This window comes from Halobacterium noricense (genome assembly GCF_021233435.1).
Taxonomy (GTDB): domain Archaea; phylum Halobacteriota; class Halobacteria; order Halobacteriales; family Halobacteriaceae; genus Halobacterium; species Halobacterium noricense.
This window is the reverse complement of sequence record NZ_CP089468.1, coordinates 1681827-1698246: the sequence shown is the minus strand read 5'-3', so window position 1 is coordinate 1698246 and position 16420 is coordinate 1681827. Positions and strand designations below refer to the sequence as shown.

The window sequence follows — 16420 nt, the reverse complement described above, 5'->3', positions numbered from 1 at the left end:
AATATTTTACTACAAGCAAACCACACCAACACATGGATACACAATCCGAACGAGAAACTGGTCCCACTGGGTGGCTACGCGGCCTCGACCTTAGCGTCACGCTCGTCGCCGTTCTGTTCTGGGGCGTCGTCCTCTGGTGGGCCTACACCCAGACGTGGTCGACAGTCAAGTACGCTGTCCTGTTCGTGGGCGGCATCATGACGGTCTACGCCCTCAACGAGACGCGCGAATCACTCGAGGAAGGGAGCTGGATAGACGCCCTGGTGTTGCTCCCGGCGGCGGGCGTGCTCATCACGGCGTCGTTTTACTTCTTCCTGAACTTCGAGACCGTCTACCTCCTGCGCCAGGGCTTCGCCGCCCAGCACGAGTACATGCTCGCGCGGCTCATCATCATCTCGCTGCTGTACCTCACGTGGCGCGAGTTCGGGAACCTGTTCCTGGGGCTCGTCATCGGCGTGATGCTGTACGCGATGTTCGGCGACGCCGTTCCCGGTGTCCTCGGGCACGCGGGAATGTCCCAGTTGACCCTCCTACAGGCGACGGTCACGGACCTGTACGGGTTCTACGGCTCACTCACACAGCTGACCGCGTCCTGGATTGCGCCGTTCCTCCTGTACGCCGGGCTGCTGTTCGCGTACGGTGCGTTCGACTTGATTCTCCGGCTCGCCATCGTCGCGGCCGGACGCATCCGGTCGGGCGTCGCACAGACGGCCGTGTTCTCCTCGGCGGTCATCGGCTCCATCAACGGCTCGTACACGGCGAACGCCGCGATGACGGGGTCGTTCACGATTCCGACGATGCAAGAGAGCGGGATGTCCGGCCACCGCGCGGCCGGCATCGAAGCCGTCGCCTCGACTGCGGGACAGGTTCTCCCGCCGGTCATGGGTGCCTCCGCGTTCGTGATGGCGTCGTACCTCGGCGTCGCGTACCTCAACATCGTCGTCGCGGGGTTGGTTCCCGCAGCGATTCTGGTCGCGTCCATCGCCATCGCGGTCCACTACACCGCGATTAGCGACTCCAGCGACCAGGACATGGAGTTCTCGGAGTTCTTCGACGAACCACTCTCGCGCAACGAGAAAATCGCGGAAGCACTCCGCTTCGGCATCCCGTTCGGCGTCCTCATCTACTACCTCGGCTTCGCCCAGTTCACGGTGATGACGTCCGCGATGTACACCGTGTTCGCGATGATTCTCACGGGCGTCCTGATGCCGCCGCTCCAGCGGCTCGTAGACGGCTCGGACACCGGACCGGTCTCGGAGTTCGTCACGCAGGTCAAGAACACGATTCACGGCTTCCGCCGGGGCGCCATCATCCTCGCGCCCATCGCCATCATCCTCGTGGTCATCAGCGGCGTCGTGAACCTGTTCTCGACGACCGGTGTCCCCGCGAAGATTGCGCTGCTGATGATCAACCTCTCCGGCGGCATTCTGCTGTTCGCAGTGCTGCTCGGTATGGCCGTCGCCATCGTGATGGGTGTCGGGATGCCGACGGTGGCCGCATACGTCATCGTGGCTATCCTCATCGTGCCGACGTTCGTCTCCGAGTTCGGTGTCGCACAGATCACGGCTCACTACACGATGTTCTACGCCGCCATCCTGGCGGGCATCACGCCACCGGTGGCGACAGCGGCCGTCGTCGCCGCTGGCATCGCGGAAGCGAACTTCTGGCGGACCTGCGGGGCGGCGCTGAAAATCGCTGCGCCGCTGTTCGTGCTCCCCATCGCGTTCGTCTACAACCCCGCGATGATTTCGATGTCCCCGGGGCTCGGGACGCTCTGGGTCGGCTTCATGGTGGTGATGGGCGCTATCTCCATCATCTACGGCCTGAACTACCCGTTCGAACTGTCCCTCGGACGCCTGCTGCTCACCCGGACCGCGCTCGCGGTGCTCGGCGTTCTCATCATGGCGTACCCGATGGCGCTCGCGAAGCTCGCCGGAATCGCCGTCTTCGTCGCCGTCTTCGTCGCCGAGAAGGTGATGGTCCGTGGTCTCGACCTTCCGTTCACTAAGGAGGTGAAACAATGAGCCCGAGCAGGGAAGCCCCCGAAGACCAGGTCGACACGTCCGACGTCGGCGGCCTCGACGAAGTCGTTCCGGAGCCGCTGATGCCGGTCTGGCGACAGATAGAGCGGATTCAGTCGTTCCGGGAGACACACGGCGACACCTACGTCACGGCGTTAGAGATTCTGACGGCCATCGCGCTGGCCGTCGGCTACGTCTGGTGGGTGTACCTCTACTTCTACGGCGGCGGCATCAGCCTGTAGGCCCGCCCGACTGCTTCTTCCGGCACTCGTCCGCGGCGCTTCTCGCTACTGCTTCCACCGCAGAAAGGGGCGTCCACCGAGCGCTACTCGTGCCACTCCGCGGCGCGCTGGACGTCGTGTGGGATGTGGTTGTCCTGCTCGCGCACGTCGTCGAGGTACGAGCGCAGCTCCGGCGCGAACTCCGGGTGTGCGCAGTGCTCGATTATCAGTTCCGCGCGCTCGACCGGCGAGCGCCCGCGGACGTCCGCGACGCCCTGTTCGGTGACGAACACGTCGACGTCGTGTTCGGTGTGGTCGACGTGGAACGCCATCGGGACGATGCGGGAGACGTCGCCGCCGTTCAGCGTCGACGGGAGCGCGCAGACCGTGACCAGGGAGTTCCGGTTGAAGTCCGCGGAGCCGCCGACGCCGTTTATCATCCGCTTGCCGCCGACGTGCGTCGAATTGACGTTGCCGTAGACGTCGACCTCGATGGCGCTGTTGACGCCGACGACGCCGAACTGGTCGATGACGCCCGGGTGGTTCGAGACGTCCGCCGGCCGGAGCACGACGTCCTCGGCGTACCGCTCGACGTCGTCGAAGAGCCGCTGTTGGCCCTCGTCAGTGAGCGCCATCGACGTGGCGCTGGCGCACTCCAGCTGGCCGTCGTCGAGCATGTCCAGCAAGCCGTCCTGGATGAGTTCGCCGAAGTAGACGACGTCGCGGTCGCCGAAGTCCAGCTCCTTCAGTTCGCCCATCAGCGCGTTCCCGAGCGACCCGACGCCGAACTGGAGGTGGATCGCGTCCTCGAACACCGGCGAGCGCTCCATCTCCGCGTCGAGAAACTTCCCGAGGTTCTCGGCGATTGAGAGGTCGTCGTCGGTCGGGTCGCGGAACGTGTACGTCGAGTCCGCGACGTCCGTTTCGACGACGCCCGCGAGCTTCGCTGGGTCGAAGCTGACGTACGTGGTGCCGATGCGCTCGCCGGGGTCGGTGAGCGGAACCGGCTCCCGGTTCGGCGGCGCGTCCGGCCGATAGATGTCGTGTAGTGACTGCAGTTCGAGCGGTTGCCGGCGGTTCAACTCCACGTACAGCCGGTCGGCGGCTTCCACGAACGCGGGTACTTGGCCGAGCGACGTCGACGGAACGAACCATCCCTCGCCCACCGCGACGGCTTCGACGACCGCGACGTCCGGGTCGACGAGGCCGCCGTGCTGTACTTCGTCGCCGATGGAGGAGGCGTTCCGGTCGCTGAACGCGATTTCTCGGCGATTCGTCGCCTCGCGGGCGACCCGGGAGGACTGGTAGGAGAACCGCCGCTCGATTGCCCCGGCTTCCACGAGGTCGACGTCGATTTCGTCGCCGACGTTCCCGCTGTGAACGACGGTCAGCGAAAGGTCGCGCTCGGAGTCCGCCAGCGCTAGCGGAATCGCCTTCGGGTAGCCGACGCTCCCGAAGCCGCTCGTGAGCACCGTCGCGTCCGCGTCGATGGACGCGGCGGCGGCTTCCACGTCGACTATCGGTACATCACCGTGGAGTCGCCCTTCGACCGGCTGCTCGTCCGGGCTGGACGTCATCGGCCTCCTCGTTCGTCCGGCCACCGAGGTCGGTCGTTCGACGCGATACAGCCGTCTGTGGCGGCCGCCCACCGGCCGCGGTTCCTGAGACCTTGCATAGTCTGTGAGTGGCGACACGCGGTGTCGGAGTGCAGTCCGTCCCGCGTGCTACTCGTCGCTCGTCGTGCCGGAGGTTCTACCGCTGCGGTAATAAAGCGTCGGGTCGCGGACAGCGGGACGGCGAGCGATTCGCCCGCGAGACTGGCTACGTCTGTGCGTACGCCTCGATTCGTGGCGTGAACGTATCTAGGAGCTGTGACTCCTCGGCGACGCCGCGGACACCGTGGCGGACACCCGGCCCGACGATGAACGAGTCCCCTGCCTCCAGCACGGTCTCACGGTCGCCGAACAGTTCGACCGCGCCGCTGACGACGTAGACGGTCTGCTTGGTCTCCTCGTGGCTGTGCTCGGGGAAGACTGCGCCTTCGTCGACGGTGTAGTGGACCTGCATCGTCTCGTCGTCGAAGCAGAGTACGCGCCGCTCGATACCGTCGTAGGCTTCCTCGACGAGGAACGGGTCGTCCCACGAGCCGACAGTGAGGTTCTCGGGTGGTTCCATACTGGCTTCTGGTCGGGTGACGACGTAACTCCCGGGGTCGGCTACACCTTCTCGGCGAGCACCTCGGCGATGTGTTCGCCGAACGGCAGCGAGGAGGTGAATCCCGGAGAGACCGCGTTGAGGATGTGAACGGCGTCGTCGCGCTCGACGAACAGCGGGTCTTTGACGAGTTCGCCGTCGTCGCTGACGAGCTGGGCGCGGATACCGGCGTAGCTCTTGTGGAGGTCTTCGGCGCGTACCTCGGGGACGAGCCGCTGGGAGGCCGCCGTGAACTTCTCCTTGCGGTAGGACTTGTTCAGTTCGTTCCACGCGACCTTCACCATCATCTTCGAGGACAACAGCTTCCGGAACCCCTCGTACGTGAGCGTCTCGTAGAGGTCACGGGGGTTCACGTCGGTGTTGTCGTAGGCCTCGCGGCCGAACGCCAGCACTGCGTTCGGCCCGACGATGACTTTCCCGTCCGCTCGTCGCGTGTAGTGGACGCCCAGGAACGGGAGTTCGGGGTCGGGCGTCGGGTAAATCATCGTCTGGCAGAGCTCCGCGCGTTCCGGTCGGACCTCGTAGTACTCCCCGCGGAAGGGAACAACCTGGTACTGTTCGCCGACGCCAACCTGGTGCGCAAGCGTGTCTGCGTGCAGGCCAGCGGCGTTGACCAGGTACGACACTTCGAAGCGGCCGTTGCTCGTCGCGAGAGAGTAGCCGTCCGCGGCGTGGTCGATTTCCGTGACCTCGTAGCCAGTGTACAGCGACACGCCGGCCTCCTGGACTTCCTTTGCGAGCTCGTAGACGTACTGCTGGGAGTCGACGGACGCAGCCTCGGGCGCGTAGAGTGCCGCCTGTCCGACTGCGTGTGGCTCGTGCGCCTGAATGTCCGCCTGCGAGTCGAGGAGTTCGTACTCGACGCCGTTGGCTTCGGCCTGCTCGGCGAGCTCCTCGAGGCGCGCTTCCTCGCTGTCGTCCTGTGCTACCACGAGCACGCCCAGTTCCTCACAGGGGATGTCGTGTTCGGCACAGTACGCCTTCATTCGGGCGGTCCCCTCCGTAGCGAACTGCGCCTTCTTCGAGTCCGGTGGGTAGTTGAATCCGGGGTGGAGGACGCCCGAGTTCCGCCCGCTCTGGTGGGCCGCAAGGTGGTGCTCTTTCTCTAGGACGGCGACGTCGAGGTCGGTCTCCTCAGCGAGGTGTTTCGCGACCGACAGCCCGACGCAGCCGCCGCCCACGATGGCGACGTCGTGACGCATCATTAGTAGCTCGTCACACGGGTTCAGGCGGCGACTGTTTATAGGTGGTGCTCCCTACAGTTCGGCGACAGATAGCGAGCGTGCGTCGACGAGCGCACACCGCCGGCTCGATTCGGCCATCTCGGGGAAGCCCCGACGCCGAAACGTACCAGATATATATGGTAGTTTGGAAATTTATAGGTCTATATTAATACACCGACGACCCATCCCGGATCAGGGTGAAGAAAATAGGAGAATACAGCATACGAGAGGAATATCGGCCGAAGATTCACGATGACTGTTCCGCTGCTAACAGTTCTCGATAAGGGATACGTGTTTAGGAAGATACTATGGGAAATAAGTGTGATTCTATTGCTATACACCATCGAAGACACTAATAAGATTGTATTATCCGCATATTTTGCACAATCTTGGTATTCGAATCCATATCTAATAATTTATCACTAGATGACTATGATTACGTATATCTATGATATCGAATAGTTGGAGTGTTTGGTCACACATCACGCCCCATCCGAGAATGTCGACTGTTGGACCCCGGGTCGGTATCCGGAGTACGACGACGACCCATCTCGAACCGCCGTGAGGTCGGCGCGCAGGAATAAGTATAACCGTCCGCGATTGCGTACAGGACGTATGGGCGACGCAGAGCACGACACTGGTGGCCGCCGAAGTAAGGTCGCGCGGCTCGTCGACGAGTACGACCTCGACGGCGTTGGCGCGGAGTTGGAGGCGCGCTGGACGGCGACGGGAGAGGACCACTGGAGCTTGCGGGACCTCGCGACGCAGTTTAATCACGAACTCGTTCGCGAACGGCTCTACGAGGCCGGAATGCACCCCTCCGAGGCGGAGGTCGAGACCGTCGTTCGCTCGCTGACCGGCGACGGCACGGGTGTCGCCGAGCAGACCCAGCTTCGCCGCCGCCTCGAACGAGAGGGCGTCGACATCGACGACCTGGCCGGTGACGTGGTGACGTATCAGGCTGTGCGGAGCTACCTCCAGGACTACCGCGGCGCGGAGTACGAACGCGACACCGGCGACCGCCTCGACACCGTCTCGAACGCCGTCCAGAAGCTCCGCGGGCGGCTGGTATCGGTGACCGAGACGAAGCTCGACCAGCTCCGGAACACGTCCCACCTGAAACTCGGGGAGTTCCGTGTGATGGTCGACGTGCGCATCTTCTGCACGGAGTGTGACTCCCAGTACGGCGTCTCCGAGTTGCTCACCGCGGGCGGCTGCGACTGTGACGAGACGTAAATGGATAACAGAGGTAACGTTGTTATTCGAGGTGGTATGGCGCTGATTTCCGAGCTCGTTTCGTTTTCATTAGGAAAACGTACGGATCACGGCACGGCCCGGCGCGCGGCCGAACCTATTTGTCGGTGCGGGTGGCTGTTCTCGCTGTGCAACTCGACGACGCGACCCGCGACCGACTCGCTGAATCGCTGTACGAGGCGCTGGAATCGCAGTCACCCGTCGACCCGCTCACCGACGAGTACGACCTCACTATCGAGGACGCCTACGACGTCCAGTCCCGGCTCGTCGACCGGCGACTCGCCGACGGCGCGGAAGTGGTCGGCCACAAGGTCGGGCTGACCAGCGACGCCATCCAGGAGCAACTCGGCGTCGACGAACCGGACTTCGGCCGGCTGCTCGACACCATGTTCGTGGAGGAGGCGACGATTCCGACCGACGAACTCGTCGCGCCGCGCGTCGAACCCGAAATCGCGTTCCTCGTCGGCGAACGCCTCGACCCGCCGGTCTCGTATCTCGACGTGCTCGAGGCGACGCGCAGCGTCGTTCCCGTCCTCGAAATCATCGACAGCCGCGTGCGCGACTGGAACATCCAAATCGAGGACACCATCGCGGACAACGCCTCCTCGGCGCTGTACCTCACGGGCGAAGCCGTCCACGACGTCGACGGCCGCGACCTCTCGCTGGAGGGCGTCAAGCTCCACCGGAACGGCGAACTTGCGGCATCCGGTGTTGGCGCTGCGGTCCTCGACCACCCGGCGCGCTCGGTGGCGTGGCTCGCGAACACGCTCGCTGACCTCGACGCGACCCTCGAACCCGGCCACATCGTGTTGAGTGGCTCGCTCACACCTGCGGTCGACGTCGAACCCGGCGACGTGCTCGGCGTGGAGTTCACGACGCTGGGCTCGATGCACGCTCGCGTCGGCGACCAGTAGGCCGCCGATTACTTCCCGTTTTCTCTTGCTAAACGCCGTGGTTTGGATGTCGAGCGAATTCGGCCAGGATGACGAACGGATTCGGGCTGTTTCGACTGCCTGTGGTCGAGCGCGAACGGAAAGCCCTCGAAAGAGGCCGCTATACAGCGATTCTCTGGTGATGAGCGACTGCTGTGGCTGCGATGAGCGTCTGCACTCGACTCAGTCGTTTTGGGATTGAAAACAATTATACGGCGGGCCGTGGTATGCGAGTCCATGGAACGAGAAGCCAATCACCCGGTGCGGACGACCGAGAAGTCGCTGGCAGTCGTCGAGCACCTCGACGCCACCGACGGGGCGCGCATCCGCGACCTCGAAGCCGAACTCGACATGACGAAGGGCGCGATACACAACCACCTCAGCACCCTCCGCGAGCACGGCTACGTGGTCAAGAGCGGCAACGAGTACCGTCTGAGCTTCGAGTTCCTCACGCTCGGCGGGCGCGTCCGCAGCCGCACGCCGCTGTACGAGTTCGGCCGCGAGAAGGCCGACCAGTTAGCCGCGGACACGGACATGCTGGCGAACCTCATGACCGAGGAGGACGGCCGCGGCGTCTACCTCTACCAAGCCCGCGGCGACTACGCGGTGAACCTCGACACCCACGTCGGCTACCGGATTCCCCTCCACAACATCGCCATCGGGAAGGCGATTCTCGCCTACCTCCCCGACGAGCGCGTCGACGAGATTATCGACCGCTGGGGCCTGCCCGCAGCCACCGAGAAGACGACCACCGACCGCGACGAGCTGTTCGCGGAACTCGAAACCGTCCGCGAGCAGGGGTACGCGACCGAACACGGCGAGCGCACCGAGAGCCTCGCGTGCATCGGCGCACCGGTCCGCGTCGACGGCGAGCTCCTCGGCGCAATCAGCATCTCCGCGCCGACGCACCGCCTCGGCACCGACGGCTTCGACGAGGACATCATCGGCGAGGTACAGAGCACGGCTAACGAGCTCGCGCTCGACATCAAGTACAAGTAGGATTCTCGGTCTATTCTGCGCGCACGTCGATGGACCCGATGTTTCCGAATTCGACGTGGTAGACGTCGCCGGGTTCCATGTCGTCGGCGGCGGTGATGCCGCCCGTCATCACGAGTTCACCCGCTTCCAAGCCGTCGTCGACGTCTTCCAGGCGGTCGCCGAGCCACGCGACGGCCCGCGCGGGGTTGCCCATGATGTCCGCACCGGTGCCCGAGGAGACGACCTCGCCGTTCTTCGAGACGACGACGCTCTCCATCCGGAGGTCTACGTCGGTCACGTCGCTGTGGGTTTCTCCGACGATGACCTTCCCCGCAGACGTATTGTCAGCGATGACGTCCTGTGCGCTCGGAATCTCCCAGCCCGCGAACCGGCTCTCCAGAATCTCGACGACTGGAACGACGGCGCTGGTCGCGGAGAGCACGTCCGTCACGGAGACGGGTGCTGGGACGTCCTCGTCGAGCACGAGGCCGATTTCGGCCTCCAGCCGCGGTGCGATGAGGTCGTCGGTCTGGACGACCGGTTCGTCCAGAATCCCGCCCTCGGTGAAGTAGCCGAAGATGGGTTCGTCGATGCCGAGCTGTTCCTGTTTGGCCGCGCTCACGAGCCCGAGTTTGTGGCCCGCAATCTCGTCGCCGTCGTCGAGGATGCGGTCGACCACGCGGGACTGAATCTCGTAGGCGTCGGCGGTGTCGAACTCTGTGTCGTTGGTTATCGGCTCGACGGGCGTCTTCGTGGCCCACGCGTCGTACAGTTGCTCCGCGAACGACTGTAGCTCGGACTCGTCTAAGCTCATACACGCCGTATTCCGAGAAACGACACTTAACGCTATCGTTAGTCAATCAAGTGACACACCCCTACGTATTTGTGGGCGCGGCCGGAACCACTGAGTGAAGCAGTCATGAGCCAGCACACGAGTTCGTCACGAGAGACGCACCTATCCATCGACGCGGACTGGGACGCACTGTACATCGACGGCGAGTGGCGCGACGCCGAGCACGGCGACGTGACGCCGGTCGAGAACCCGGCGACCCGGGAAGTCGTCGCGGAGGTACCCGAGGGGACAGAAGCCGACGTCGACGACGCTTACGCGGCTGCGACCGCCGCACAGGAGGAGTGGGCGAACACGACGCCGGACGAGCGCGCCCGCGTCGTCCGCACAGTCGCGCAACTGCTCGACGACTACGAGGACGAAATCTGCGACCTCCTCGCTATCGAGAGCGGCGGCGCGCCGTCCCGGCAGGCCATCGAGCACGGCGGTGCCGTCACGTTCGTCCACGACGCCGCGTCGTTCGCGTTCCGGATGTCCGGCCGCCACAACCAGTCCAAAATTCCCGGCAAGGAGAACATCGTCCAGCGCGACCCCGTCGGGACGGTCGGCGTCATCTCGCCGTGGAACGTCCCGCTGAAGCTCTCGATTCGCGCCGTTGCGCCTGCCATCGCAACCGGGAACACGGTCGTACTCAAGCCCGCCGGCGAGACGCCGATTACGGGCGGCCTCCTCATCGCGAAGCTGTTCGAGATGGCGGGGCTCCCTGAAGGCGTGTTGAACGTCGTCACCGGGCCGGGTTCGACTGCGGGCGACCGCACCGCAGCCCACCCCGACAGCGACGTCATCGCGTTCACGGGCTCGACGGAGGTCGGTCGCCTCGTCGGGCAGAACGCCATCGACCACTTCGCGCTGCCGGCGCTGGAACTCGGCGGCAACAACCCCCACGTCGTGCTGGAGGATGCCGACCTCGACGACGCGGTGAACGCCGGCGTCTTCGGCTCGTTCTGGAACCAGGGGCAGGTCTGCATCTCCATCAACCGCCACCTCGTCCACGAATCCCTCTACGACGAGTACGCCGAGCGCCTCGCCGAGCGCGCCGCCGAACTCCCCGTCGGCAACCCGCTGGACGACGACGTGGTCATCGGCCCCATCATCAACGAGGCCCAGCGCGACCAAATCGTCGACTACGTCGAGCGCACCGTCGAGGAGGGCGCAACCCTCGAAACCGGCGGCGACTACGACGGCCTGTTCGTGGAACCTACCGTCCTCACCGGCGTCACCAACGACATGACCGCGGCGTGCAACGAGCACTTCGGCCCGGTCGCACCCATCATCCCGTTCAGCAGTGACGAGGAGGCCATCGAACTCGCGAACGCCACCGAATACGGGCTCGCGGGCTCCGTCCACTCCGCGGACCGCGGGCGTGCCCGCGACGTCGCCGACCAAATCGAGGTCGGGATGATGCACGTCAACGACCAGACGGTCAACGTCGAACCCCACGTGCCGTTCGGCGGGAAGAAGGACTCCGGGATGGGTCGCTACAACGGCGACTGGATTCTCCAGGAGTTCACCGAACTGAAGTGGACGTCGGTGCAGCGCGAGTCCCGGCAGTACCCGTTCTGACCGGAACACGCGCTCCACAGTCGCTAGCCGAAATCCGCCACGCCGAGCCGTCTGTATCGGGAATTTGGCGGTCTGACTACCCGTAACTTTAACTGGCTGTCCGTGCTGACTGCTGGCATGGGTGTTAGCGCAGCCATCGTCGGCCCCGGCAACATCGGGACCGATCTGATGTACAAGATACTGGACCGCAGCGACTCCATCGACCTCGAACGGATGATCGGCATCTTCCCCGTCGGGGAGTCCGACGGCCTCCAAGCCGCCGTCGAGGAAGGCATCGACGTCGGCACGGAGGGTATCGACAGCGTCCGCGACCACGCCGAGGAGTTCGACCTCGTCTTCGACGCGACGAGCGCGCACGTCCACGAGCAACAGGCCCCCGTCTACGACGACCTCGGGCTGTTCGCCATCGACCTCACGCCCGCGGCGGTCGGGCCGTACGCGGTGCCGGTGGTGAACCTCGACGACGTGGTTGGGGAGACACGCAACGTCAACATGGTCACGTGCGGCGGCCAAGCGACCATCCCCATCGTCCACGCGGTCGACCGCGTCGCGGACGTCGAGTACGCGGAGATGGTCTCACACATCGCGTCGAAGAGCGCCGGCCCCGGCACCCGGCAGAACATCGACAAATTCACGCAGACGACCGCTGCCGGGCTCGAAGTCGTCGGTGGCGCGGACGAGGGGAAAGCCATCATCACGCTCAACCCCGCGGAGCCGCCGATTATGATGCGCAACACCGTTCACACGAAGGTCCCGGACACCGCCGACGTCGACGCCGTCCGCGACTCGGTCGCGCGCATCGCCGACGAGATTCGGTCCTACGTCCCCGGCTACGAGGTCACGCTCGAACCCGCCGTCAAGGACAGCGACGACGTCGGCTTCGACCTCGACGGCTCGCGCATCCTCACGACGCAACTGGAAGTCGAAGGCGAAGGCCACCACCTCCCGCCGTACGCGGGTAACCTCGACATCATGACCAGCGCCGCACTCGGCACCGCCGAACGCATCGCCGCCCAACCAACTGAAGTCGCCGCCGTCGGAGGTGAGACGGATGACTGACTCGCCGCGGCTCGTGGACATGACGCTGCGGGACGGCATGCACGCCGTCGACCACCAGTTCACGCCCGCCCAGATGGCCGACGTCGCGAGCGCGCTCGACGCCGCCGAGATGGACGTCGTGGAAGTCTCGCACGGCGACGGCATGGGTGGGTCGTCCATCAACTACGGCGTCTCCGCGGCGGACACCGAGGCGTATCTCGAAGCCGTCGCGCCCGAACTCACGGATACCGAACTCTCGGTGTTGTTGCTGCCCGGCATCGGCACAGTCGAACACATCGACCTCGCCGCCGACCACGGCGCCGACATCTGTCGCATCGCCACGCACGTCACGGAAGCCGACATCTCCGAGGAGCACTTCGAGTACGTCACCGAGCGCGGGCTGGAGGCCAACGGCCTGCTGATGCTCTCGCACATGGCACCGCCCGAGACAGTGCTCGAACAGGCCCAACTCATGGCGGAGTACGGCGCAGAAGCCGTCTACGTGATGGATTCGGCGGGTGCGCTCCTCCCGCAGGACGTCCGCGACCGCGTCGGCCTGCTCACCGACGAACTCGACATCGACGTCGGGTTCCACGCGCACAACAACCTCGGGCTCGCCATCGGGAACACGCTCGCAGCGCTCGACGAGGGCGCGGTCACCGTCGACGGCTGCCTTCGCGGGCTCGGCGCGGGCTCCGGAAACGCTCAGATGGAGGTCCTCGTTGGCGCGCTGGACCGCGCGGGCTACGACGTCGGCCCGGACCTCTACGGCGTGATGGACGCCGCCGAGGACGTCCTGTTGCCGATGCTCGACGACGACACGATGCCCGAGCTGGACAACGACTCGCTACTGTTGGGGTACGCGGGCGTCTACTCGTCGTTCCTCCGGCACGCCCGGCGCGCCGGCGAACAGTATGGCGTCGACCCCCGCGACATCCTCGTGGAACTCGGGGAGATGGAAGTCGTCGGCGGCCAGGAAGACCTCATCACGGACGTCGCCGACCGGCTCGCCAGCGAAGGCGCGGCAGAAGCGGACGACTGACTACTCGAGCTCTTCGACCAGTTCGATGCCGTAGCCGTCCGGGTCCTCGATGAACGCGACGCGCGCGTTCGCGCCCTCCGAGGTCAACGGCCCGCGGCGCAGCGTGCAGCCGACCTCCTCCACGAGGCGCTCGGTCGTCGCGTCCGTGTCCTCGACGCCGAGCGCGACGTGGTCGAACCCGGACGGGTCCACGTCGACGTCGTGGTCGGGGTGGTGTTTGAACTGGATCTCGACGCCGTTGTCGCCGGCGACGTAGACGTTCGTCGCGCCGTCCCCGCTGACGAACTCGTTGGTCTTCTCCAGGCCGAGCTCGTCCACGTAGAACGACAGCGTTCGGTCGAGGTCCGACACCCACAGCGCGCTGTGAATCACGTCCATGTCTCGTGCTCCCACGGATTCGACATAAAGTCCCCGTTTCGCGCAGCCCGCTGCGAGGGTAGTTTTATGGCCCCGCCTGTCCCGTGTTGTCGTAGCGCGACACTATGATAATCGACGCCTACACGCACGCACTCACCGAACGGTTCTACGAGACGCTGCTCGACGACTACGCGTTCAACGGGCTGACCGGCGACCCGTCGTTCCTCTGGGACGTGGAACAGCGCCTGACCGACATGGACGAGTACGGCATCGACAAGCAGGTGCTCACCATCGCGTTGCCGCCGCTGTGGCGGGAGATGGACCGCGCGGATGCCCTCGAACTCACGAGACTTGCCAACGACGAGATTCGCCGGCTCGCCGACGAACACCCCGACGAGTTCATCCCCGTCGGCACGATTCCGTTCGTCGACGACGACTTCATGGCGGAGTTCGACCGCTGCGTCGAGGACCTCGACATGGCGGGCATCCAGATTTTCTCCACCATCGAGGGCGAACCCCTCGACCGGCCGCGCTTCGACCCGCTGTTCGCGAAGGCCGACCAGACTGACACGCCGCTGTGGATGCACCCACAGCTCCACGAGTGGTACGACTGGGCCAGCGAGTACATGGAACACCGCCTGTTCGGGTGGCCCTTCGACACGACACTGGCGCTCTCCCGGCTCGTGTTCGCGGGCACCACCCAGCGCCACGACTTCGACCTCGTCTCCCACCACGGCGGCGGCATGGTGCCGTACTACCGCGGCCGCATCGACGGCTTCTACGAGACCCGCCAGCAGTACCCCGAGAACTACGCGGACACCGAACTGCCCGACTTCGACCAGCCGCCCAGCGAGGAGTTCGCGTCCTTCCACGCCGACACCGCTGTCGGCGGCTCCGTGCCGACCTACGAGTGCGCCCACGACCTCTTCGGCGACAACCTCGTCTGGGGGACCGACTACCCGTTCGGCCCGGGCCGCGGCCGCGCCGGCATCGAGAACGAACTCCTCGCGGTCGACGAGATGGACCTCGGCGCGAACGCGCGCGAGAAACTGCTCGCCGGGAACCTCCGCGACCTCGTGTCGTAGCTGCCGCGAAAATCCGAAGCCGGCCGCTTATTCGTCGGGGTACGCGAGTCCTTCCCAGCCGGGACCCTCTCCGATCCACTGGTGGCTGGTCTCGCCGCCGATTTCGTCCTCGGTCCATTCGATGGGCTCCCAGTCGGGCTCGAAGTTGAGGTAGCCCGGCCCCGCGAAGAACTCGATGCAGAGCCCGCTGGCGGGGTCCGAGACGTAGAGGAAGTCCGCGCTCGTAATCGCGTGCTTGCCCGGGCCGCCGTCGGGCTCGATGCCGTGCTCGGCGAGCACGCTCGCGGCCTCCCAGAGGTCCTGGAGGCTGTCGAGGTGGTACGAGACGTGGTCGAACATCGGCGACTCACCCTCCGGCAGCCGGTGGATGGCGATGTCGTGGGGCAGCGGCGTCACGGAGAACCACCACCCCCAGAGTTCGTCGTCGTTCGTCCGGTACTGTTCGTTCACTTGGAAGCCGAGCACGTCCTGCAGCCACTCGGCGTGCGCCGGCGAGACGGAGTCCTGGACGTGCGTGTGGTCGATGCGCCGGGGCGCGACGCGGCTCCGCGCGGCCTCACTGTACACGCGGTTCTTCAGCCGGGACCGCTCCTCTTTGGGCGCGTTGGGCTTCTCGACGTCGTAGTAGAACTCGTAGGGGTGGCCGAACTTCTCGACGCGAATCGCCTCGCCCTGCCCGGGCTCCTCGCCGGCTTCGACGTACGTTACGTCGTCGCCGGCCGCCTCGAACTGCTCGGCCAGCTCGTCGAGCGCTTCGGGGCTGGACGTCCGAAACGCGATGTGGTCGACGCCCGTCTTCCCGGTGTCGAGGACCGCTAGCGTGTGATGCTCCCAGTCGCGCAGCCCCCGGAAGTACGCGCCGTCGTCGGTTCGCTCCGTGAGCTTGAAGCCGAGCACGTCCCGGAAGAACCAGATGGACTCCTCGATGTCCGGCGTGTGCGCGACGACGTGCCCGAGCTTCGCGATGGGTGCGCCAGTACGGGTCATCGACGCCCTCCGAGCGCGTGCGGGGTTGTTGGTCGATTGCAGGCTACACTCGTGTCTCTGTCCGCATGGGTCGCGTGGCTCATCCGCGGTCACAAGCAACTGTCTCATCGACCGTGATATACGTTTGGGTGATTCTCTCGCCCAGGGAGCTGCCGCCGCGAATCGGATTACACTCTTTGCTCAACACGGCATCTCAGTAGTGGCTGTGAGATTGAGTGTACATTCTACATTACAGCCAGTCCCGTTCCCTGACAACGAACGACCTCGAATCATCCCTTGAATTTTATTCCCTTTACAAAAACATCGAATAGATATCCTTTTGTGAGTCTCATCCGCGAGTGGAACTGGAACCGCTGGCCTCGTGCGTCGTTACCGAACCGGACACGAGTCGAAGTGGGGACGACCGACCCCACCGCGGACGAGTGCTCCTCGTGGGCGGTCGTTTCCACGCTTCGGCCACAGACACGAAATCGATTTAGCAGCCGATATACGCCCGTTAATCTCTTCACACTCCGCACTACCAGAGTAGTCGAACTCCGTTCTGTGCCACCGAACGCATCTTCGAGCACTAATAAATAGATCCCGTTCGCTCGCGGGACTGAACACGCACGGCTGCTCGTCATTCGAGCCAAAACGGACGAATACGCGCATCTCG

15 protein-coding genes are annotated in these 16420 nt (G+C 64.8%); 9 read left to right on the top strand and 6 right to left on the bottom strand.

Translation table 11 applies throughout. The features are described from left to right. Nucleotides 1-32 precede the first annotated feature (32 nt). Nucleotides 33-2024: a TRAP transporter permease gene (locus tag LT974_RS08880; RefSeq protein ID WP_232587320.1), complete on the top strand. Its 1992-nt coding sequence runs from the start codon at nucleotides 33-35 to the stop codon at nucleotides 2022-2024. Beyond that, nucleotides 2021-2263, top strand: a complete 243-nt coding sequence (locus tag LT974_RS08875) for a hypothetical protein (RefSeq protein WP_232587319.1) — start codon at nucleotides 2021-2023, stop codon at nucleotides 2261-2263. Before LT974_RS08880 ends, LT974_RS08875 begins: the two co-directional genes overlap by 4 nt. 83 nt (nucleotides 2264-2346) lie before the next feature. On the opposite strand, the gene LT974_RS08870 is transcribed toward LT974_RS08875, so the two are convergent. The 3 genes from LT974_RS08870 to lhgO all read right to left on the bottom strand — a co-directional run bounded on the left by LT974_RS08870 (nucleotide 2347) and on the right by lhgO (nucleotide 5661). Then, nucleotides 2347-3819 (bottom strand): acetyl-CoA hydrolase/transferase C-terminal domain-containing protein, encoded by a 1473-nt coding sequence (locus tag LT974_RS08870; protein WP_232587318.1) that lies wholly within the window; start codon nucleotides 3817-3819, stop codon nucleotides 2347-2349. A gap of 244 nt (nucleotides 3820-4063) precedes the next feature. Further along, on the bottom strand, nucleotides 4064-4417 hold the full coding sequence (locus LT974_RS08865) for a cupin domain-containing protein (protein ID WP_232587317.1): 354 nt from the start codon (nucleotides 4415-4417) through the stop codon (nucleotides 4064-4066). A gap of 41 nt (nucleotides 4418-4458) precedes the next feature. After that, complete coding sequence (gene lhgO / locus LT974_RS08860; protein ID WP_232587316.1) at nucleotides 4459-5661, bottom strand: L-2-hydroxyglutarate oxidase; 1203 nt, start codon at nucleotides 5659-5661, stop codon at nucleotides 4459-4461. A 633-nt stretch (nucleotides 5662-6294) separates the two neighbouring features. Between lhgO and rdfA the strand changes: the two genes are divergently transcribed. The 3 genes from rdfA (at nucleotide 6295) to LT974_RS08845 (ending at nucleotide 8864) form a co-directional block, all read left to right on the top strand. Further along, complete coding sequence (gene rdfA, locus LT974_RS08855) at nucleotides 6295-6915, top strand: rod-determining factor RdfA (RefSeq protein WP_232587315.1); 621 nt, start codon at nucleotides 6295-6297, stop codon at nucleotides 6913-6915. A 146-nt stretch (nucleotides 6916-7061) separates the two neighbouring features. Further along, nucleotides 7062-7847 carry a 2-keto-4-pentenoate hydratase gene (locus LT974_RS08850; RefSeq protein ID WP_232587314.1) on the top strand — a complete coding sequence of 262 codons (786 nt, stop codon included), beginning with the start codon at nucleotides 7062-7064 and terminating at the stop codon, nucleotides 7845-7847. A 255-nt stretch (nucleotides 7848-8102) separates the two neighbouring features. Next, nucleotides 8103-8864 carry an IclR family transcriptional regulator gene (locus tag LT974_RS08845; RefSeq protein ID WP_232587313.1) on the top strand — a complete coding sequence of 254 codons (762 nt, stop codon included), beginning with the start codon at nucleotides 8103-8105 and terminating at the stop codon, nucleotides 8862-8864. A gap of 10 nt (nucleotides 8865-8874) precedes the next feature. On the opposite strand, the gene LT974_RS08840 is transcribed toward LT974_RS08845, so the two are convergent. Then, nucleotides 8875-9657, bottom strand: a complete 783-nt coding sequence (locus LT974_RS08840) for a 2-keto-4-pentenoate hydratase (protein WP_232587312.1) — start codon at nucleotides 9655-9657, stop codon at nucleotides 8875-8877. Between the two features lie 105 nt (nucleotides 9658-9762). Here LT974_RS08840 and LT974_RS08835 point away from each other — a divergent pair, with 105 nt between their 5' ends. The 3 genes from LT974_RS08835 to dmpG all read left to right on the top strand — a co-directional run bounded on the left by LT974_RS08835 (nucleotide 9763) and on the right by dmpG (nucleotide 13336). After that, complete coding sequence (locus LT974_RS08835) at nucleotides 9763-11256, top strand: aldehyde dehydrogenase family protein (RefSeq protein WP_232587311.1); 1494 nt, start codon at nucleotides 9763-9765, stop codon at nucleotides 11254-11256. Between the two features lie 117 nt (nucleotides 11257-11373). Continuing rightward, nucleotides 11374-12315 carry an acetaldehyde dehydrogenase (acetylating) gene (locus LT974_RS08830; protein WP_232587310.1) on the top strand — a complete coding sequence of 314 codons (942 nt, stop codon included), beginning with the start codon at nucleotides 11374-11376 and terminating at the stop codon, nucleotides 12313-12315. Continuing rightward, entirely contained in the window at nucleotides 12308-13336 is a 1029-nt protein-coding gene (dmpG, locus tag LT974_RS08825; RefSeq protein ID WP_232587309.1) for a 4-hydroxy-2-oxovalerate aldolase, read from the top strand. The genes LT974_RS08830 and dmpG overlap by 8 nt, the downstream gene beginning before the upstream one ends. On the opposite strand, the gene LT974_RS08820 is transcribed toward dmpG, so the two are convergent. Then, nucleotides 13337-13714: a VOC family protein gene (locus LT974_RS08820; RefSeq protein ID WP_232587308.1), complete on the bottom strand. Its 378-nt coding sequence runs from the start codon at nucleotides 13712-13714 to the stop codon at nucleotides 13337-13339. 104 nt (nucleotides 13715-13818) lie between these two features. On the opposite strand from LT974_RS08820, the gene LT974_RS08815 reads away from it, so the two are divergent. Next, nucleotides 13819-14778: an amidohydrolase family protein gene (locus tag LT974_RS08815; RefSeq protein WP_232587307.1), complete on the top strand. Its 960-nt coding sequence runs from the start codon at nucleotides 13819-13821 to the stop codon at nucleotides 14776-14778. A 27-nt stretch (nucleotides 14779-14805) separates the two neighbouring features. Here LT974_RS08815 and LT974_RS08810 read toward each other — a convergent pair whose 3' ends face one another. Beyond that, nucleotides 14806-15765: a VOC family protein gene (locus LT974_RS08810; RefSeq protein WP_232587306.1), complete on the bottom strand. Its 960-nt coding sequence runs from the start codon at nucleotides 15763-15765 to the stop codon at nucleotides 14806-14808. Nucleotides 15766-16420 lie beyond the last annotated feature (655 nt).